General features: G+C 72.7%; 19 protein-coding genes. 9 read left to right on the forward strand and 10 right to left on the reverse strand.

What is annotated here, in order from left to right:
* Positions 1-7: 7 nt before the first annotated feature.
* Both ABXS86_RS14745 and moaA read right to left on the reverse strand, forming a co-directional pair.
* Positions 8-790, reverse strand: coding sequence for a HesA/MoeB/ThiF family protein (locus tag ABXS86_RS14745; RefSeq protein WP_144785829.1), 783 nt, complete (start codon positions 788-790; stop codon positions 8-10).
* The gene (gene moaA, locus ABXS86_RS14750) at positions 787-1,974 is read right to left on the reverse strand and encodes a GTP 3',8-cyclase MoaA (RefSeq protein WP_353664958.1); all 1,188 of its coding nucleotides are present in this window, start codon (positions 1,972-1,974) and stop codon (positions 787-789) included. Before moaA ends, ABXS86_RS14745 begins: the two co-directional genes overlap by 4 nt.
* A gap of 110 nt (positions 1,975-2,084) precedes the next feature.
* Here moaA and ABXS86_RS14755 point away from each other — a divergent pair, with 110 nt between their 5' ends.
* The 4 genes from ABXS86_RS14755 to ABXS86_RS14770 all read left to right on the forward strand — a co-directional run bounded on the left by ABXS86_RS14755 (position 2,085) and on the right by ABXS86_RS14770 (position 5,132).
* Positions 2,085-2,477: a molybdopterin-binding protein gene (locus tag ABXS86_RS14755; RefSeq protein WP_353664959.1), complete on the forward strand. Its 393-nt coding sequence runs from the start codon at positions 2,085-2,087 to the stop codon at positions 2,475-2,477.
* Positions 2,478-2,557: 80 nt separating this feature from the next.
* On the forward strand, positions 2,558-3,331 hold the full coding sequence (modA, locus tag ABXS86_RS14760) for a molybdate ABC transporter substrate-binding protein (RefSeq protein WP_353664960.1): 774 nt from the start codon (positions 2,558-2,560) through the stop codon (positions 3,329-3,331).
* Positions 3,328-4,107, forward strand: a complete 780-nt coding sequence (locus ABXS86_RS14765; RefSeq protein WP_353664961.1) for a molybdate ABC transporter permease subunit — start codon at positions 3,328-3,330, stop codon at positions 4,105-4,107. Before modA ends, ABXS86_RS14765 begins: the two co-directional genes overlap by 4 nt.
* Positions 4,104-5,132, forward strand: coding sequence for a sulfate/molybdate ABC transporter ATP-binding protein (locus ABXS86_RS14770; protein ID WP_353664962.1), 1,029 nt, complete (start codon positions 4,104-4,106; stop codon positions 5,130-5,132). Before ABXS86_RS14765 ends, ABXS86_RS14770 begins: the two co-directional genes overlap by 4 nt.
* 1 nt (position 5,133) lies before the next feature.
* On the opposite strand, the gene cydC is transcribed toward ABXS86_RS14770, so the two are convergent.
* From cydC to ABXS86_RS14790, 4 genes are read right to left on the reverse strand one after another with little or no spacing between them, the layout of a single operon-like run.
* Positions 5,134-6,819 (reverse strand): thiol reductant ABC exporter subunit CydC, encoded by a 1,686-nt coding sequence (cydC, locus tag ABXS86_RS14775; protein ID WP_353664963.1) that lies wholly within the window; start codon positions 6,817-6,819, stop codon positions 5,134-5,136.
* Positions 6,816-8,687: a thiol reductant ABC exporter subunit CydD gene (gene cydD, locus ABXS86_RS14780; RefSeq protein WP_353664964.1), complete on the reverse strand. Its 1,872-nt coding sequence runs from the start codon at positions 8,685-8,687 to the stop codon at positions 6,816-6,818. Before cydD ends, cydC begins: the two co-directional genes overlap by 4 nt.
* 9 nt (positions 8,688-8,696) lie before the next feature.
* Positions 8,697-9,728 carry a cytochrome d ubiquinol oxidase subunit II gene (gene cydB / locus ABXS86_RS14785; protein WP_307213271.1) on the reverse strand — a complete coding sequence of 344 codons (1,032 nt, stop codon included), beginning with the start codon at positions 9,726-9,728 and terminating at the stop codon, positions 8,697-8,699.
* Between the two features lie 9 nt (positions 9,729-9,737).
* A complete protein-coding gene (locus ABXS86_RS14790; protein WP_154097377.1) occupies positions 9,738-11,177 on the reverse strand; it encodes a cytochrome ubiquinol oxidase subunit I in 1,440 nt (479 codons plus the stop codon).
* Between the two features lie 155 nt (positions 11,178-11,332).
* Here ABXS86_RS14790 and ABXS86_RS14795 point away from each other — a divergent pair, with 155 nt between their 5' ends.
* Positions 11,333-11,878: a PadR family transcriptional regulator gene (locus ABXS86_RS14795; RefSeq protein ID WP_154097378.1), complete on the forward strand. Its 546-nt coding sequence runs from the start codon at positions 11,333-11,335 to the stop codon at positions 11,876-11,878.
* A 98-nt stretch (positions 11,879-11,976) separates the two neighbouring features.
* Complete coding sequence (locus ABXS86_RS14800; protein WP_353664965.1) at positions 11,977-12,321, forward strand: hypothetical protein; 345 nt, start codon at positions 11,977-11,979, stop codon at positions 12,319-12,321.
* 21 nt (positions 12,322-12,342) lie between these two features.
* Here the strand turns inward: ABXS86_RS14800 and ABXS86_RS14805 are convergent, their stop codons facing one another.
* Both ABXS86_RS14805 and ABXS86_RS14810 read right to left on the reverse strand, forming a co-directional pair.
* The gene (locus ABXS86_RS14805; protein WP_307213264.1) at positions 12,343-12,672 is read right to left on the reverse strand and encodes a heavy-metal-associated domain-containing protein; all 330 of its coding nucleotides are present in this window, start codon (positions 12,670-12,672) and stop codon (positions 12,343-12,345) included.
* A gap of 11 nt (positions 12,673-12,683) precedes the next feature.
* Positions 12,684-12,965, reverse strand: coding sequence for a metal-sensitive transcriptional regulator (locus ABXS86_RS14810; RefSeq protein WP_144832815.1), 282 nt, complete (start codon positions 12,963-12,965; stop codon positions 12,684-12,686).
* Positions 12,966-13,195: 230 nt separating this feature from the next.
* On the opposite strand from ABXS86_RS14810, the gene ABXS86_RS14815 reads away from it, so the two are divergent.
* On the forward strand, positions 13,196-13,558 hold the full coding sequence (locus tag ABXS86_RS14815; RefSeq protein ID WP_307213262.1) for a hypothetical protein: 363 nt from the start codon (positions 13,196-13,198) through the stop codon (positions 13,556-13,558).
* Here ABXS86_RS14815 and ABXS86_RS14820 read toward each other — a convergent pair.
* Both ABXS86_RS14820 and ABXS86_RS14825 read right to left on the reverse strand, forming a co-directional pair.
* The gene (locus tag ABXS86_RS14820) at positions 13,539-14,234 is read right to left on the reverse strand and encodes an ABC transporter ATP-binding protein (protein WP_353664966.1); all 696 of its coding nucleotides are present in this window, start codon (positions 14,232-14,234) and stop codon (positions 13,539-13,541) included. The two genes, ABXS86_RS14815 and ABXS86_RS14820, sit on opposite strands and share 20 nt — an antisense overlap.
* A complete protein-coding gene (locus tag ABXS86_RS14825) occupies positions 14,231-15,292 on the reverse strand; it encodes an FtsX-like permease family protein (RefSeq protein WP_353664967.1) in 1,062 nt (353 codons plus the stop codon). The genes ABXS86_RS14820 and ABXS86_RS14825 overlap by 4 nt, the downstream gene beginning before the upstream one ends.
* A gap of 146 nt (positions 15,293-15,438) precedes the next feature.
* Here ABXS86_RS14825 and ABXS86_RS14830 point away from each other — a divergent pair, with 146 nt between their 5' ends.
* Together ABXS86_RS14830 and ABXS86_RS14835 are read left to right on the forward strand one after the other, a co-directional pair.
* The gene (locus ABXS86_RS14830; RefSeq protein WP_353664968.1) at positions 15,439-16,602 is read left to right on the forward strand and encodes a sensor histidine kinase; all 1,164 of its coding nucleotides are present in this window, start codon (positions 15,439-15,441) and stop codon (positions 16,600-16,602) included.
* A complete protein-coding gene (locus ABXS86_RS14835) occupies positions 16,599-17,219 on the forward strand; it encodes a response regulator (RefSeq protein WP_144832821.1) in 621 nt (206 codons plus the stop codon). Before ABXS86_RS14830 ends, ABXS86_RS14835 begins: the two co-directional genes overlap by 4 nt.
* Positions 17,220-17,225: the final 6 nt, after the last annotated feature.

Below are 17,225 nucleotides of genomic sequence, written 5' to 3' on the forward strand. Positions count from 1 at the left end.
TCCGGGGTCAGGACGAAACGGCGGGGCGGGCGGCGGGCGAGAGTGGGATCACATCGTGGCGGGCGCGCAGGGCGTCGATCACGACGAGCCGGCCGAGCAGGGGGTCGCCCGCGCCGGTGACCAGCTTGATCGCCTCGGTGGCCAGCATGCCGCCGACCTGCACGCACAGCGATCCGAGCACCCCGACCTGGGCGCACGTGGGTGGTTCTCCGGCGGAACCGGTGGGGAAGAGGTCGCCGAGCACGACCGGCGCGTGCCCCTCGGGGGGAGCCGACCAGAACACGGTCACCTGCGCGGCCCACTCCTGCACGGCGCCCCAGACGAGGGGGATGCCGAGGCCCTCGGTCGCGGCGGCGACGGCCTCGCGCGTGTCGAAGGTGTCGCTGCCGTCGATCACGAGGTGCGCGCCCGCGAAGAGCTCGGAGGCATTGTCGGAGGTCAGTCGTACCGTTCGTTCGTGGACGACGGTGAGGGGCGACAGATCGCGCACGGCGCGCGCGGCGGAGGCCGTCTTTGCGGTGCCGATGTCGGTGATGCGATGCGCGAGCTGGCGCTGGAGGTTGGTGCGCTCGACGGTGTCGTCGTCGATGATGACGAGCTCGCCGACTCCGGCCGCGGCCAGCGCGAGCAGCACGGGGGAGCCGAGACCGCCGGCTCCGACGACGGCGATGCGCGCTGCTGCGAGGCGGCGCTGGCCCTCCTCGCCGATCGCCGCGAGCACGGCGTGACGAGCGGTGCGGATGAGTTCTTCGGGGGCGAGCGAGGCCACCGGCTCGACCAGCGGCTTCATCCGCCGATCGCGCTCATCGTGCGCTCGGGCTGCACGAAGTCGGGGCGCGCGAGTCCCACGCGGTCGGAGCCGTGGGCGCGGGGCTTGGCCCACATGGCCTCCCGCCAGACCTGCGCGATGCCGGCGTCGTCGGCGCCCGCGCGAAGGGTCGAGAGGAGGTCGGTCTCTTCGTGCGAGAAGAGGCACGAGCGCACCTTGCCGTCGGCGGTGACGCGCGTGCGCGTGCAGGCGGCGCAGAAGGGTTCGGTGACCGACGAGATGATGCCGATGTGTCCGGCGACGGCCGTTTCACCGGGGCGGCGGACCTCCCACCGCTCGGCGGGGGCGGCGCCGCGACCGCGCGGATCGGGGGCGAGCGAGAACGCCGTCTCGATCTCGGCGCGGATGTCGCGCGCGGCGATGACGTTCGTCGCCATCCACGAGCGGTCTCCGTCGAGGGGCATGTCTTCGATGAAGCGCATCTCGAAGCCGTTCGTCACGGCCCAGTCGACGAGCGAAACGATCTCGGTGTCGTTGATGCCGCGCAAGAGCACCGCATTGATCTTGATGGGGCCGAGGCCGGCGGCGCGCGCGGCCTGGAGCCCCGCGAGCACCTTATCGAGGTGCGGGCGGCGGGTGAGCTCAGCGAAGGTCTCGGGGTGGAGGGTGTCGAGCGAGACGTTGAGGCGGGTGAGGCCCGCGTCCTTCAACGCCTGGGCGCGGCGATCGAGACCCACGGCGTTCGTGGTCATCGAGATGGGGAGGTCGGGGTTGTCTTCGCGGATGCCGGCGATGATGAACTCGAGGTCCTTGCGCACGAGGGGCTCGCCGCCCGTGATCCGCAGCTCCTCGGCGCCGAGGGACTGCACCGCGACGCGCACGATGCGGCGGATCTCGTCGGTCGACATCAGTTGCGTCTGGGGGAGCCACGGCATCCCGTCGGCCGGCATGCAGTAGGTGCAGCGCAGGTTGCACTTGTCGATGACCGAGACGCGCAGGTCGGTCGCGACGCGGCCGAAGCGGTCGAGCAGGCCGCCGTCTTGCGGGGCGCCGGTCGCGGCAAGGGCGGTCGCGCCGGATACCGGCGAGGGCCCGGATGCCGGGGCTCCGGTCGAGGGGAGCGCGGTGGCCCCCGATGACGTCACGGTCGCGCCGAGGGCCACGGCCACCGGCCGTCGCGTCAGGCTCGCGTGCTCGGCATCCATGGGTCGAGCCTAGGTCAGTCCCGGTGAGGTCGGGCGGTGAGCCGGGATGTCGCCGCGGCGGGGCCGCTCTCGCCGGGCGACCCGGCCACCGCGGGCGGTACGGTCGTCGCATGACCAACACCTTCCGCATCGCGCAGGCGGCGGGCCTGCTGGGGGTCAGCGACGACACCGTGCGCCGCTGGATCGACCTGGGGCTGCTGCCGACCACGGGCGTGACGCCGGTGGAGATCCCCGGGGCCGCTCTCGCGGAGCGGGCCGTGGCGCTCGCCGCCGAGCCCGAAGACCCGACCGGTGTCGCCTCGAGCGCGCGCAATCGCTTCGTCGGGCTCGTCACGCGCGTGCAGGTCGACGGCGTGATGGCCCAGGTCGACCTGCAGTGCGGGCCGCATCGGGTGGTGTCGTTGATGTCGGCCGAGGCGGCGCGCGAGCTCGCGCTCGAGCCGGGATCCCTCGCCGTCGCGTCGGTGAAGGCGACGGTCGTCACGGTCGAGAAGCCGCGATAGCGGATGCATCGACCCGAGATCATCCGCAGATGCGGAATGATGGGTGCTGCGGGCCGTCGGCGCCGCGGAAAGGACATCCCATGCGTCGCCCCCTCCGCCTTCTGACCGTCCTCGGCGCGGTCGCCCTTCTCGCCTCGGGCTGCGCGTCCGCGAGCCCGGCCGCAGACCCGGCCCCCTCAGCATCCGCCGACTCCCTCACCGGAACGGTCGAGGTGTACGCGGCCGCGTCGCTGCAGCGTTCGTTCGACGAGATCGCGACGGCGTTCGAGGCCGCCCACCCCGGAGTCACGGTGAGCGCGGTCTACGACGGGTCGAGCACGCTCGCGACGCAGATTGGCGAAGGCGCCCCCGCCGACGTGTTCGCCTCGGCCGACGAGAAGAACATGGCCAAGGTCGCATCCCAAGCACCCGACCCGCAGCTCTTCGCGGGCAACACGCTCGTGATCGCCGTGCCGAAGGACAACCCCGGAAAGGTCGCGACGCTCGCCGACCTCGCGCGGGTCACGACGGTGCTGTGCGCCGCCGAGGTGCCGTGCGGTGCCGCCTCGCAGACTCTGCTGTCGAACGCCGGGGTCGCGGTCACTCCGGCGAGCAGCGAGCAGAACGTGACCGCCGTGCTGACGAAGGTCGCCGCCGGCGAGGCCGACGCGGGGCTCGTGTACGCGACCGACGCCAAGGGCAACAGCGACGTCGAAGCGATCGTGCCCGACGGCGCCGACAAGGTGGTCAACAACTACCCGATCGCCACTCTCACCGACGCGCCGAACCCCGAGGCGGCCGCGGCCTTCACCGCGTTCGTGCTGTCGGACGACGGGCAGAAGATCCTCGCCGACGCGGGATTCCGGGCTCCGTGACCGGCGGCGGCTTCGTTCCCCGCTGGCTGGTCGTGCCCGCGGGGGTCGGGCTGCTGTTCCTGCTCGTTCCCCTGACCGCCCTCGTCGCGCGCGTGCAGTGGGCGACGCTGTGGAGCGACGTCACCTCGCCCGCGGCACTGTCGGCCCTCGGCCTGTCGCTCGGAACGGGGGTGGTGGCCACCGCGGTGTGCGCGGTCGTCGGCATCCCTCTGGCTCTGCTGATCGCGCGCAGTCCCGCGCGCACGGCGGCGGTGCTGCGAGCCCTGGTGACCGTGCCCCTCGTGCTGCCGCCCATGGTCGGCGGCGTCGCGCTGCTGTACCTGTTCGGGCGCACGGGACCCCTCGGCGCGCTGGGATTGCCGTTCACGACGCCCGCCGTCGTGCTCGCGCAGGCGTTCGTCGCCCTGCCCTTCCTGGTGCTCGCCGTCGAGGGCGCCCTGCGCAGCACCGGGGTGGGGTTCGAGCGCACCGCCGCGTCTCTCGGGGCGTCGCGCGCCACGATCCTGCGGCGCATCACCCTGCCGTTGGCGGCGCCCGGCATCGTGGCGGGGGTCGTGCTGTGCTTCGCCCGCGCGATCGGCGAGTTCGGTGCGACGGCCCTGTTCGCCGGTAACCGCCCTGGCGTCACGCAGACGATGCCGCTCGCGATCTACACCGCGTTCAACGGCGCGGGGGTGTCGCAGGGCACCGCAGTGGCGCTGTCGCTGCTGCTGCTCGTCACGGCGGTCGCCGTGCTGCTGCTCGTGCGCGGATGGCGGCCGGGGGTGGGGCGATGACGATCCCGGATGCCGCCGCGCTCAGCGCTCACGTCGTCGTGCGCCGACGCGACTTCGCCGTCGACATCACCCTTGACGTCGCCCCCGGCGAGACCGTCGCCGTGATGGGGCGCAGCGGAGCAGGCAAGTCGACGCTGCTCGGCGCGCTCGCGGGTCTCACCCCGCTCGACGACGGGGAGATCTCGGTCGACGGGCGCGTCCTCGACCGCGCGCCTCGCCTGCGGACGGCTCCGATGCAGCGCGGGATCGTGCTGCTCGGTCAGGACGCCCGGCTGTTCCCGCATCTCACCGCACGCGAGAACGTCGCCTTCGGTCCGCGCTCGGCCGGGGTCGCGGCATCCGTCGCCCGTGCCGCCGCCGACGAGTGGATCGCGCGCGTCGGGCTCCCCGGCGCCGGGGATCGCCGCCCCGCCGAGCTGTCGGGCGGAGAGCAGCAGCGCGTCGCGGTGGCCCGCGCGCTCGCCGCCGAACCCCGGGTCGTGCTGCTCGACGAGCCGCTGGTCGCTCTCGACGCCGTCACGGCATCGGAGATCCGCGCGATGCTACGCGAGCGCCTCGCGGGGGTGACGACGGTGGCCGTCACGCACGATGCGGTCGACGCGGCGGCCCTGGCGGATCGTCTCGTGATCGTCGAGCGGGGCCGCATCACGCAACAGGGCTCCGTGCGCGAGGTGCTGTCGGCGCCGGCGACGGAGGTGGCGGCGAAGATCGCCGGTCTCGAGCGGCTCATCGGCGAGGCGCGGGGCGGCGCCTGGCAGCGGGGCGACCTGCGACTCGAGTCGGCGGACGCCGCGCCCGTCGACGGGACAGCTCTGGCCGCGCTCTTCCGCGCGAGCGACGTGCGCCTCGGTGAGGGGCGGGCTGCCACGGTCGTCGCCCTCGAACCGACGCCGTCGGGCGTGCGCGTGCTCACCGACGAGGTCGTGGCCGAGGTCGCACCGGCCGAGGCGGCGGGCCTGCGCCCGGGCGACGTCGTGCGCTGGAGCCTCGCACCGTCGAGGGTGCGGTTCGCGCCGGCATCCTGACTCAGACGCCGACGACCCGTCCACCCTCCAGCCGCACCTCGCGGTCGACCAGCCCCGCGGGCACCTCGACGTGCGAGACCAGCACCACGGCGCGTTCGCGCCCGACCGCTCCGAGCAGGTCGAGAAGAAGAGCGTCGGATGCCACGGGGTCGACGCCCGCGGTCGGCTCGTCGAGCACGAGCACCGGGAAATCGTGCAGGAGGGCCCGCGCGAGGGCGAGGCGTTGTGCCTGACCGCCGGAGACGAGACCGCCGCGGTCGCCCACGCGGGCGTCGAGACCGCCGCGCTCTCGAGCCCACTCGGCCAGACCGACGCGGGCGAGCACGTCCCACAGATCGTCGTCGGTCGCGGTGTCGCGCGCGAACAGGAGGTTCTGCCGCACCGACTCGTCGAACAGGTACGGCGACTGGTCGATCAGGCCGATCGTCTGCCGCAGGTCGTCGCCCGACAGCTCCCGCGCCTCGACACCGCCGAGGCGGAACGACCCCTCGTAGTCGAGGAAGCGCGCGAGCACGTGCGCGAGGGTCGTCTTGCCCGCGCCGCTGGGACCCGTCACGAGCACGGTCTCGCCGGGTGCCACGCGCAGCGAGACGTCGGTGAGCCGGCCCGCGTCGCCGTCGGTCTCGGCCCGGGCGGGCCAGTGGGCACGGATGCCGTGCAGCTCGAGGCCCGCGCCGAGCGCCGGGGCGGCGCCAGTCGGGGTCGGCTCGTCGAGCGGCAGGCCCGCGGGAACGGTGTCGGGCACGGCCTCGGCGAGGCGTTCGGCCGCGGCGCGCACCTGCCGCCACGACGCGAGGGCGAGGGGCACCGGGCCGAACACGTCGAACACGGCCATCGGCAGCAGCACGACGACCGCCAGGCCGGGGCCGGAGAGCGTGCCGGCGGTGACCTCCGACGCCGCGACGACGAGAGCGAGGAGCGAGGCGACACCCGCCAGCACCGACACCGCCCCCGCGGTGAGGCCCTGCGCGCCGCCGCGCCGCACGACCGCCCGGCGCAGCGCCGCATCGGCGTGCCGGACGCGCTCGCGAGCGGAATCGAGAGCCCCGTAGGCCGTGAGCACGTCGAGGTTCGCGAGCAGGTCGTGCACAGCGTCGGCGACGGCGGCGCGCAAGGGCGCGATCGAGCGTTCCGCCCGGGCTCCGGCGGCCCACCCCACGGCGACGGCGACCGCGAAGGCCAGCGCGAGGCACAGCAGCAGCACCAGAGCCGCCGGCCACGACACGAACGCCGTGAAGACGACGGCGGCGAGAGCCGTGACCCCCGCGGTCACCAGCGGCAGCACCACGCGCAGGGCAAGGTTCTGCAGTTCTTCGACGTCGTCGACCACGCTCGAGAGCAGCCCGCCGCGGCGCGAACGGTGGAGTCCGTCGGGTGCGAGGGGCACGAGGTCGCGCACGAGGTCGGCGCGGACCCCGGCGAGCTGGTGCAGCGCGGCGTCGTGACCGGTGAGGCGCTCGAGATAGCGGAACACCCCGCGCGACAGCGCGAACGCGCGCACCCCGACGACGGCGACCGACAGGTACATCACGAGGGGCTGCTCGGCCGCCCGCGTGATGAGCCACGCGCTCGCAGCGAGCAGGGCGACAGCGCTCGCCGCCGAGCCGAAGCCCGACAGGAGGGCGGGTGCGAGGCGGCGCGGGGTCGGCAGGGCCGAGCGCAGGATGCCGCGGACGCGATCGTTCATGAGCGCACCTCCGGACGGCGGGGGGTGAGCCTGTGGAGGGTCCCGGTCCCTTCGACAGGCTCAGGGACCTCGGTGGTCGGCTCGGGGCGCGGGCCTCCGGTCCCTTCGACAGGCTCAGGGACCTGGGGGGTCGGCTCAGGGACCTCGGTGGTCGGCTCAGGGACCTGGGGGGTCGGCTCGGGGCGTGGGCTTCCGGTCCCTTCGACGGGCTCAGGGACCTCGGGGGTCGGCTCGGGGCGCTGCGAGGCCGCCTCGCGCGGGGGCGAGAGCTCGACCACCCGATCCGCGATCCCGCGGGCCGACCGGCGGTGCGACACCAGGAGCACGCCCCGGCCGGCATTGGCTTCGCGGCGCAGGGTGGCCCACAGGTGCGCCTCGGCGTCGGCATCCAGAGCGCTCGAGGGCTCGTCGAGAACGAGCACCGGTGCTCCGACGACCCGGCTGCGGTACAGGGCGCGCGCGACGGCGACGCGCTGCGCCTCGCCGCCCGACAGACCCGCACCGCCCGCGCCGAGCGGCGTGCCGGGATCGATGTCGGCGGCCCCCGCATCGGCCAGGGCGACGGCGATCCGCGCGGGATCGGCGGGGGAGCCGAGCGCGACGTTCTCGGCGACGGTGCCCGACACGAGTCCCGGACGCTGGCCCGCCCAGGCGACCACGGCGCGGGCGTGCGGCACGGCGACCCCGTCGACGCGCACCAGGCCGTCGTGCTCCGCGTAGCCGAGCAGAGCGGCGATCAGCGACGACTTGCCCACGCCGCTCGGTCCCGTGACCAGCACCACCTCGCCCGGACCCACCGAGAGCGAGACCGTCGGCAGGGCGTGGCCCTCGCGATGCACCTGCACTCCGTCGAGGGCCACCGTCGATCCGAGCGCCGGGGTCGCGGCATCCGGAGCCTGCCCTTCCCCGGCGGAGCGCGCGGCGTCGAGGGCGTCGAAGATCTCCTCGGTCGCGGCGACTCCCTCGGAGGCCGCGTGGAACTGCACGCCCACCTGACGCAGCGGCAGGTAGGCCTCGGGGGCCAGCAGCAGCACGAACAGCCCCACGAGCAGCGAGAGATCGCCCGCGAGCAGGCGGAAGCCGATGGTCACCGCGACGATCGCGACGGAGATCGAGGCCAGGAACTCCAGCGCGAACCCCGAGAGGAACGACACGCGCAGCACCGTCATCGTCTCGCGCTTGTAGTCGCGCGTGATGGTCTCGATCGCGTCGGCCGCGCGGTGCTGGCGTCCGAAGGCCTTCAGCGTGCCGAGCCCCTCGACGGTGTCGGCGAAGCGCGCGGCGAGGCGGCCGAGCGTGCGGTACTGCCTCTGCTGCACGCCTCGGGTGGCGAGGCCGATGAGCACCATGAACACCGGGATGAGGGGGATCGTCAGCACGACGATGAGCCCCGAGAGCGGATCGGCGAGGGTCATCGTGCCGATGAGGATCGGCATGGTGATCGCGGTGGCCACCAGCTGCGGCAGGTAGCGGCCGAAGTACGCATCCAGCGCCTCGAGACCGTGCCCCGCGGTCACCGCGAGACCGGCGGCATTGCGGGCACCGAGCCATCGCGGGCCGAGGCGCGTCACGGCCGACACGAGGGCGTCACGCAACTGCAGCGAGGCGGCCGCGGCGCCGCGGGCCGACACCCGCTCGGAGGCGGCGATCGGCGCCCCGCGCACGACGACGAGCGCGGCCGCCATCCCCACGAAGCCCCACACCTCGCTCAGCGCGCGCCCCTCGATCACCCCGACGAGCGCGCTCGTGAGCGCCCACGCGAAGCCCACGATGACCCCCGCCTGCGCGAGCACGATCGCCGCGGTCACGGCGAAGAAGCTCCGCGAGGCGGTGGCGTACCGCAGCAGGCGGGGGTCGACGGGTTTCATGGCGGGGTCTCAGTGCGCGACGAGCGCGGCCTTCTCGATGCGGGCGCGGGTCACGCGCTTGCGGAACACCCAGTAGGTCCACCCCTGGTAGGCCAGGATCAGCGGCAGGAAGATCAGCGCCGCCCAGCTCATGATCGTGAGCGTGTAGTCGGTGCTCGAGGCGTTATCGATCGTCAGGCTCGCGCCCCCCGCGAGCGTCGAGGGCATGACGTTGGGGAACAGCGCGAAGAAGAGCGCGGCGACGGCGGCGACGATCGTGACGGCCCCGAGGGTGAAGGCGGTTCCCTCCCGATCGCGCAGGTTCGCGACCCACGACCCGATGAGGGTGAGGGCGGCGACCCCGGCGAGGGCGACGACACCGAGCAGCAGGGGTGCCTCGGCGTTCGCGGCGTTCACGATCGTCCAGACCAGGAAGAGCGCGGCCAGCGCGATCGTCAGCAGCCCCGCCTTCTTCGCGAGCGCCCGTGCGTCGGCCCGCACCTGCCCGTCGGTCTTGAGGGCCACGAAGTAGACGCCGTGCAGGAAGAACAGGCTCAAGGTGGTGAGCCCGCCCAGGATGCCGTACGGGTTGAGCAGCGTCAGCACGGTGCCGGCGTATTCGTGGTCGGCATCCAGCGGCACGCCCTGCACGATGTTCGCGAACGCGACTCCCCAGAGGAACGCGGGCACGGCCGAGCCGATGACGATCATGCGGTCGAACGAGCGCTTCCATTTGAGTGAATCGCGCTGGTGGCGGTACTCGAACGAGACGCCGCGGGCGATCAGGGCCAGCAGGATCGCCAGCAGCGGCAGGTAGAACCCGCTGAACAGCGTCGCGTACCACTCGGGGAACGACGCGAACAGCGCGGCGCCGGCCACGATGACCCACGTCTCGTTGAGGTCCCATACGGGACCGATGGTGTTGATGATCTGCCGGCGGGCGATGTCGTCCTTGCCGAGGAAGGGGAGCGACATGCCGACGCCGAAGTCGAACCCGTCGAGCACGAAGTAGCCGACGAAGAGGAAGGCGACGATCCAGAACCAGAGCTGCGCGAGATCCATTTCCTGCTCCTAGTAGACCGTGGTGGGGGTGTTCTCGATGGAGTCGTCGTGCACGGCATCCGGATCCGGCAAGGGCTCGGGGCCCTTCTGCGCGAACTTGACGATGAGACCGAACTCGACGATCGCGAGGGTGAGGTAGACGAGGGTGAAGGCGACGAGCGAGATCAGCACGCTCCAGCCCGGCACGCTCGGCGAGACGCCGTCCTGCGTGAGCATGAGGCCGAACACGATCCAGGGCTGACGGCCCATCTCGGTGAACACCCATCCGACGAGGCTCGCGAGCATCGGCAGGGGTGCGGCCCAGATCGCGATGCGCCACATCCAGCCGGCGACGGGGCGCTTGGCGTTCTTGCGGGTGACCCACAGGCCCACGACGCTGACGAGCGCCGCGATGCCGCCGAGGGCGATCATCCAGCGGAACGCCCAGTAGGTGACCCACAGCACGGGGGCGAAGTTGCCGTCGACCTGGTCGGCGAACTGCGGGAACATCTGCTGGCTGTAAAGGGTGTTGAGGTCGTTGATGCCCTCGACGCAGCCGTCGAGCGAGTGCGTCGACAGGATGCTGAGCAGGAACGGCACGCGGATGCTGAACAGCTCGCTGGTTCCGTCGGGGGTGCCAAGCGTGAAGATCGAGAACGAGGCGTCCTGCCCGCAGACGGTGTTGAAGGTCGCTTCGGCGGCGGCCATCTTCATGGGCTGGGTCGCGACCATCACCAGGCTCAGCTGGTCGCCGACGATCGCGACGAGCACGAACGACACGAGCGTGCCCCAGAGCCCGAAGCGCAGCGTCTTGCGCATCATGTCGGTGTTGCGTCCGCGCGCCATGTGCCAGGCCGAGACGGCGACGACGACCATGGCCGCGAACATCCAGCCGGCGAAGATCGTGTGCGGGAAGGCCGCGAGGGCGACGGGGTTGGTGAGCATCGCCCAGAAGTCGACGAGCTCGGCGCGGTGGCCGTCGGCCGACATCTGATAGCCCACCGGGTTCTGCATGAAGGCGTTCGCGGCGATGATGAAGTACGCCGAGAGGGTGGCGCCGATGCCGGCCATCCAGATGCTCGCGAGGTGCGCGAGGCGGGGGAGTTTGTCCCACCCGAAGATCCACAGGCCGATGAAGGTCGCCTCGAGGAAGAAGGCGAGGAGGCCCTCGAAGGCGAGCGGGGCGCCGAAGACGTCACCGACGAAGCGAGAGTAGGCCGACCAGTTCATTCCGAACTGGAATTCCTGCACGATGCCGGTGACCACGCCCATCGCGAAGTTGATGAGGAAGATCTTCCCGAAGAAGCGCGTGATGTGCAGCCACCGCACGTCTCCCGTGCGGTACCAGACGGTCTGGAAGATCGCCACGATGAGCGACATCCCCAGCGTCAGGGGCACGAAGAGGAAGTGGTACAGCGTCGTCAACCCGAACTGCCAGCGGGCGAGGGCGAGGGGGTCGAGCCACTCCATCAGGAGCCTCCGATCGAACCGGATTATGTGGTCAGACCACATGCTACGCCGCGCCGTCGGAGCGCCGAAGGGCGATGATTCGGCGTCGAACCACCTCGCCGGTCTAGATTGGGGCTTACCGAGCAAGTCTTTTCTCGAACCCGTCCGGAGGCCGCATGTCGGTGCGTCAGAGCCTGCTCGCGATCCTCGATCGCGGTGCCTGCTACGGCTCGCAGCTGCGTGCCGAGTACGAGCGGCGCACGGGGGTCCGCGTGAACGTCGGCCAGGTGTACACGACGCTCGAGCGCCTCGAGCGCGACGGGCTGATCGAGAGCATCGGCGTCGACGACGAGGCCCACGTGCTCTGGCAGCCCACCGCCGCCGGTCGCGACGACGCGCGGTCCTGGCTCGCGGGTGCGTCGCTGGCCGAGGGGCGCGACGAGGTGGCGCTGAAGATCGCCCTCGCCGTCACTCTGCCGGGCGCCGACGTCGATGGCATCCTGTCGGCTCAGCGCGCGGCCGTGCGCGAGGCGCTCGCGCGGGTCGACGAAGAGGGGGCGGATGCCGTGCCGGCGGCCATCGTGCGCGCGGCGCGGCGGGCGCGGCTCGAGGCCGACCTTCGCTGGCTCGACGAGGTGGAGCAGCTCACGGTGGGAGCCGAGCCGTTCGGGCTGTCGGAGGAGCGTCCGCGGCGCGGTCGACCGGCCCGTTCCGCGGTCTGATCGCGAGTAACGCTGATCGTCGGATCCGTCAACCCCGGCGCGGGCCCCGGGTCTGCGGCGCACTGTGAGAGAACCCGAACGACCCAAGGAGTTCTCGCATGGTTATGGAAGCACCGCTCAGTCGCTCGGGTTCTCTGAAAGCCGCCGCTCGCGCCGCCGCAAAGCTCGCCGCCCTCTCCGCGGCGACCGCCCCGGCGACACCGGTGATCGCCCCGTCGCAGGTCGCGTCGTCCGCCCTGGAGACGATCACCGAGATCCCCTGGACGCGCATCGACCTCGATCTCTACGAGGTCGCCCGCGGCGGATACATCGTCGGATACGTCGAGGTGGTCGGGGCGGTCTTCGTCGCCCTCGGCGGCCCGCGCTACGACCGCGCGGTCGAGGTGTCGCAGCACCTCACGTTCCACGCGGCCGTCGACGTGCTCGTGCGCCGCGGCGCCTGACCGCCGCTCGTCGAGCCGGACTCACCGGGCGAGCGTGTAGCCCGCCTCGTCGATCGCTCCCGCGAGGGCGGCCGCGTCGGCCGCACCGGTGGAGGCGATGCGCACGATCGAGGCGCCTCCGACGTGCAACTCGACGTCGAGCACCTCGACGCCGTCGAGAGCGCTGAGCTCCTCGGTCACCGCGCGCACGCAGTGGTCGCAGGTCATGCCCTCGACGCGGAGTTCGTCGGTCGCGGACCGGGTCGAGGGGGCGGATGCCGCGGCGCCGTGGCCGCAGCCGCATGCGTCGCCGCAGCCGCCCGAGGTCGGGGTGGAGGCGCTCAGGCCGAGGTCGATGCGCTGCTCTGTCATGGGGGGACTCCTTACGATCTGACCAGGCGGGCGATCGCCTGGTTGGCTTCTTTGAGCTTCTCTTCGGCCACGGGCCCGCCCTGAGCGGCCGCTTCGGCGACGCAGTGCGAGAGGTGATCGTCGAGCAGTGAGAGGGCGACGTTCTCGAGGGCTTTGGTCACGGCGGACACCTGGGTGAGGATGTCGATGCAGTACTTGTCGTCGTCGACCATGCGGGCGATGCCGCGCACCTGGCCCTCGGCGCGGCGGAGGCGCTTGAGCAGGTCGTCCTTGTGGCCCTCATATCCGTGCATGCTTCCAGCATACCCCCGAGGGGTATGACTAGCACCGTCTCCCGTCCTGTCAACCCCCTCGGCTGGAGGCGTCTCCTGACGGATCGTCGAACCATCAGGAGGTCGACATGTTCGCTCGTCGTACCGGTGGTGGTCTGCGATGACCACCGAACCTTTCCCCACCGGCCCCCATCGCCCCGTTCGCATCCCGGCGATACCCCCACTGCGCTCGCAGCGGAGACAATCGAAGGATGACGAGAACGCTGGCAGCGCTCCCGGGCGCCGCCCGGAGACTCTGCCTCAGCCGAAGAAACGGCGAGATCTGCACCCGTGAGAACGGGCACCGCGGGCTGCACCACCGCAAAGGGGGGCGCCTGCTGTGGAACGACCTCCAGGCCGATCCGCCCGCGTGCAGCGGAGCGGGGACCGAGGCCGAACCCGCGCCGACGCTCGACGACGGTTTCCCCGACGGTCGGGCGGTGTGCCCCGTGTGCTGGGCGTTCGTCGCGCTGACCACCGAGGGCACGCTGTCGGCGCACGACTCGTGGCGGGGAGACGAGTCGCGCGCCGAGGCGGATCACCGACGCGACTGGTTCAACGCGTTCGGGTGGTGACCAACGCCGCCCGCCCGTCGACCACCTCCACGGTCTCGTCGAGCACCTCGCGGTGCACGAGGTCGTGCGTGACGAGCAGGGTGGCCGTCTGCCGCTCGTGCGTCAGCCGCGCGAGCAGGCCCATGATCTCGGCTCCGCGTGCGGTGTCGAGGGCGCTGGTGGGTTCGTCGACCAGCAGCACCGAGGGCTCGTGCACCAGCGCGCGGGCGATCGCCACGCGTTGACGTTGCCCGCCCGACAGCTGCGCCGGGCGGCGATCGGCGAAGGCGGCGAGTCCCACGGCATCCAGCAGCTCGTCGACGCGACCGCGGACGAGGACGCGGCGCTCGCGCCGACCGGAGCCGCCGAGCTCCGCCATCACCCGCAGCTGCTCCCGCGCGGTGAGGGCGGGGAGCAATTGCGGTTGCTGGAACACGATGCCGATGCTCTCTCGGCGCAGCGTCGTGGCCCGCGAGCGACTCAGCCGCGTGGCATCCGTCCCCGCGATCATGACGCGGCCGGAGTCGGGACGCACGAGGGTCGCGGCCAGGGCGAGCAGGCTCGACTTGCCCGAGCCCGACGGCCCGGTGATGCCGGTGAGCACCCCGGGCCGCCCCTCGAGCGTGACGCGGTCGACCGCGGTGACGCGGGCGTCGCCGTCGGGGTAGGTGAGGGTGACGTCGTCGAGCAGGATCATCGGGTGCTCCCCAGGGCGGTGAGAGGGTCGGACGAGGTGACGGTGCGCAGCGACACGGCCGAGCCGGCGAGGCCGAGCGCGATCATGATCGCTGCGGGCGCGAGGATGGTCAGGGGGTTCAGCACGAACGGCAACGCGCCCCCGGCCAGCGCTCCGAGCAGGGCGGTCAGGCCGATCCCGACGCCGACGCCGAGCACCAGCACGACCAGGGCCTGCCCCAGGGCGTCGCGCACGAGGGCCGGGGTGCTGGCGCCGAGAGCCTTGAGCACGGCGACGTCGCCGGCGCGCTGCATGCTCCACACGGTGAAGAACGCCCCCACCACCAGGGCCGAGACGCCGAACAGCATCGCGATCATGAGCGCGAGCGAGCCGATCTCGGAGCGGAAGGTGGGCAGTGCCGTGAGGCTCGAGAGCGGGGCGGATGCCGTGGTGCCGGTCTCGGCGGCGACCTCGTCCCACGCGGGGGTGCCGGTGACGGCGAGCACGGTCGCCGCGCCCGTGCCGCCGAGCCGCTCGTCGAGGGCGCGCCACGCCCCAGGGGTCAGGGCGAGCACCGGGGTGTGGCTGTACGACAGGTCGGCGCCGATCGACGACACGCGGAAGGAGGTTCCGGCGAGGGTGACGGTGTCGCCCACCCCGGCTCCCAGGGCCGTCGCCGCAGCGGATGACAGGCCCACCTCGTCGTCGCCCGTCGCGCTCACGCCGAACGCGGGGGAGTCGAGTCCGAACAGGGCGACGCCCGCCGAGCCGCCGGGGCCCTCCCCGCGCGCCTGCGAGATGCCGACCGCGGTGACGCTCTCGGCGCCCAGCGCCGCCCGCCAGGCGGCGACGGTGGAGTCGTCGATCGCCGACTCGGCGAACGTGGCCGCGGCGTCGGCAGTGGGCTGCAGCACGAGCCGATCGCCGGGCAGGGCGAGCACCGCCGAGACGTTCTGCGCGGCGAGACCGCCGGTCAGTCCGGACAGGAATCCGACCAACAGGGTGATGAGGGCGACGACCGCCCCGATGAGGGCGAACCGCCCGCGGGCGAACCGCAGATCGCGCCATGCGACGTACACGTCGCCTCCTTCCGCCGGCGGATGTCACCGGTACCCCTCCAGCGTCGTCAGCGGACGCGTCCGCGTCATCGGGGCAACGGGCGAACCCGCTCTCCACCTTTCGGATGATCCGTCGGGGGCGCGTCTTCCGTAGCCTGGACACCGACATGCCGCACCGCACTCTCGCCCCCGTCTTCGCGGGCCTGCGCGTCGGCCTGCACGTTCTGTTCTGCGGGCTGCTCGCGCTGGTCGTGGTGCGCGTGCTCGTGACGAACGGCTCGCTCGTGGCGCTGGTGCTCGCCGGTGTCCTGGGCCTCGTCTACCTCGCGGGCCTCGTCGTCGCCCGGACGCGACGCCGCGCGTGGGGCATCGTGTGGATCGTGGCGCTGACGCTGGTGTGGGCGGCGCTGGTGTGGCTGGTGCCCGAGGCGGCCTATCTCGTCTTCCCGCTGTTCTTCCTTTACCTGCACCTCCTGCCGCGGGGGGTGGGACCGATCGCCGTGGTGCTGACCACGGCGCTGACCATCGTGGCGTTCGCGGTGCACGGCGGTCTGAGCGTCGGCGGCGTCGTGGGGCCGATCGTGGGCGCCGGGGTGGCCCTGCTGATCGGCCTCGGCTACTCTGCGCTCGAGAAGCGTGCGGCCGAGCGCGAGGCCCTCATGGCCGAGCTGCTGGCCACCCGCGACCGCCTCGCCGCCGCCGAGCGCGAGCAGGGCACCCTCGCCGAGCGTTCGCGCCTGGCCCGCGAACTGCACGACACGGTCGCGCAGGGCCTGTCGAGCATCCAGATGCTGCTGCACGCGGCGGAGCGGGCGGATGCCACGGGCCCGGGCATCGCCCACGTGCGCCTCGCCCGCCAGACCGCGGCCGACGGCCTGGCCGAGACCCGCCGGTTCATCCGCGAGCTCGCGCCTCCGAGCCTGGACCGCGGGCTCGCGTCGGCGCTCGAACGTCTCGCGGTCGGGTGGGGAAGCCGCGAGGGTGTGGAGGTCGTCCTCGACCTCGACGCGGAGGTCTCGATGCCGATGGACGCGCAGACGGCCCTGCTGCGCATCGCGCAGGGAGCGCTCGCGAACGTCGGACAGCACGCGCGAGCCCACCGCGTCGGCATCCGCCTGTCGCCCGTCGACGAGGGGGTGCAGTTGACCGTGACCGACGACGGCGTGGGGTTTGACGCGGTGCGGGCGGAGTCCGCGGCATCCGCCACCGACTCCTTCGGGCTGCGCGCCATGCGCGAGCGGGTCGACCAGCTCGACGGGCGCATCGAGGTCGACAGCGCCCCGCACGCGGGCACCACTCTGACCGTGACCCTGCCGGTGGGGTCGTCGTGATCCGCGTCGTCATCGCCGACGATCACCCCGTCGTGCGCGCCGGGGTCCGGGCTCTGCTCGACGCCGAGCCCGACATCGCCGTGGTGGGTGAGGCCTCGACCCCCGACGAGGCGGTCGCGCTCGCCGCCGACCTCGCCCCGGAACTCGTGCTGATGGACCTGCAGTTCGGCGACCGAGCCGCGGGAGCCGACGCCACCCGACGGGTGCGCGCGCTCGCCGCCCCGCCCTACGTGCTGGTGCTGACCAACTACGACACCGACGGCGACATCCTGGGCGCGGTCGAGGCGGGCGCCAGCGGATACCTGCTCAAAGACGCGCCGCCACACGAGCTGCTCGCCGGCGTGCGCGCCGCCGCCGCGGGGCAGAGCGCCCTGGCCCCGGCCATCGCGGGGCGCCTGCTCGCGCGCCTGCGCGAACCGCGGGTGACGCTGTCGGTCCGCGAGATCGAGGTGCTGCGCCTCGTGTCGCGCGGGGCGTCGAACGCCGACGTCGCGCGGCGGCTGCACATCACCGACGCCACGGTGAAGTCGCACCTCGCGCACGTCTTCTCCAAGCTCGGCGTGACCTCCCGCACCGCGGCGGTGTCGGCGGCCCGATCGCTCGGCATCCTGCGCTGACGACCG

It is taken from the genome of Microbacterium sp. che218 (assembly GCF_040436305.1).
GTDB lineage: Bacteria > Actinomycetota > Actinomycetes > Actinomycetales > Microbacteriaceae > Microbacterium > Microbacterium algihabitans.

Coding starts and splice junctions, on each gene's coding strand:
- ABXS86_RS14805 (WP_307213264.1), bottom strand. CDS start 12,672: ATGACAGAGCAGCGCATCGACCTCGGCCTGAGCGCCTCCACCCCGACC.
- modA (WP_353664960.1), top strand. CDS start 2,558: ATGCGTCGCCCCCTCCGCCTTCTGACCGTCCTCGGCGCGGTCGCCCTT.
- ABXS86_RS14755 (WP_353664959.1), top strand. CDS start 2,085: ATGACCAACACCTTCCGCATCGCGCAGGCGGCGGGCCTGCTGGGGGTC.
- ABXS86_RS14800 (WP_353664965.1), top strand. CDS start 11,977: ATGGTTATGGAAGCACCGCTCAGTCGCTCGGGTTCTCTGAAAGCCGCC.
- ABXS86_RS14790 (WP_154097377.1), bottom strand. CDS start 11,177: ATGGAGTGGCTCGACCCCCTCGCCCTCGCCCGCTGGCAGTTCGGGTTG.
- cydC (WP_353664963.1), bottom strand. CDS start 6,819: ATGAACGATCGCGTCCGCGGCATCCTGCGCTCGGCCCTGCCGACCCCG.
- ABXS86_RS14820 (WP_353664966.1), bottom strand. CDS start 14,234: ATGATCCTGCTCGACGACGTCACCCTCACCTACCCCGACGGCGACGCC.
- ABXS86_RS14815 (WP_307213262.1), top strand. CDS start 13,196: ATGACGAGAACGCTGGCAGCGCTCCCGGGCGCCGCCCGGAGACTCTGC.
- moaA (WP_353664958.1), bottom strand. CDS start 1,974: ATGGATGCCGAGCACGCGAGCCTGACGCGACGGCCGGTGGCCGTGGCC.
- cydB (WP_307213271.1), bottom strand. CDS start 9,728: ATGGATCTCGCGCAGCTCTGGTTCTGGATCGTCGCCTTCCTCTTCGTC.
- ABXS86_RS14770 (WP_353664962.1), top strand. CDS start 4,104: ATGACGATCCCGGATGCCGCCGCGCTCAGCGCTCACGTCGTCGTGCGC.
- ABXS86_RS14795 (WP_154097378.1), top strand. CDS start 11,333: ATGTCGGTGCGTCAGAGCCTGCTCGCGATCCTCGATCGCGGTGCCTGC.
- cydD (WP_353664964.1), bottom strand. CDS start 8,687: ATGAAACCCGTCGACCCCCGCCTGCTGCGGTACGCCACCGCCTCGCGG.
- ABXS86_RS14810 (WP_144832815.1), bottom strand. CDS start 12,965: ATGCACGGATATGAGGGCCACAAGGACGACCTGCTCAAGCGCCTCCGC.
- ABXS86_RS14745 (WP_144785829.1), bottom strand. CDS start 790: ATGAAGCCGCTGGTCGAGCCGGTGGCCTCGCTCGCCCCCGAAGAACTC.
- ABXS86_RS14830 (WP_353664968.1), top strand. CDS start 15,439: ATGCCGCACCGCACTCTCGCCCCCGTCTTCGCGGGCCTGCGCGTCGGC.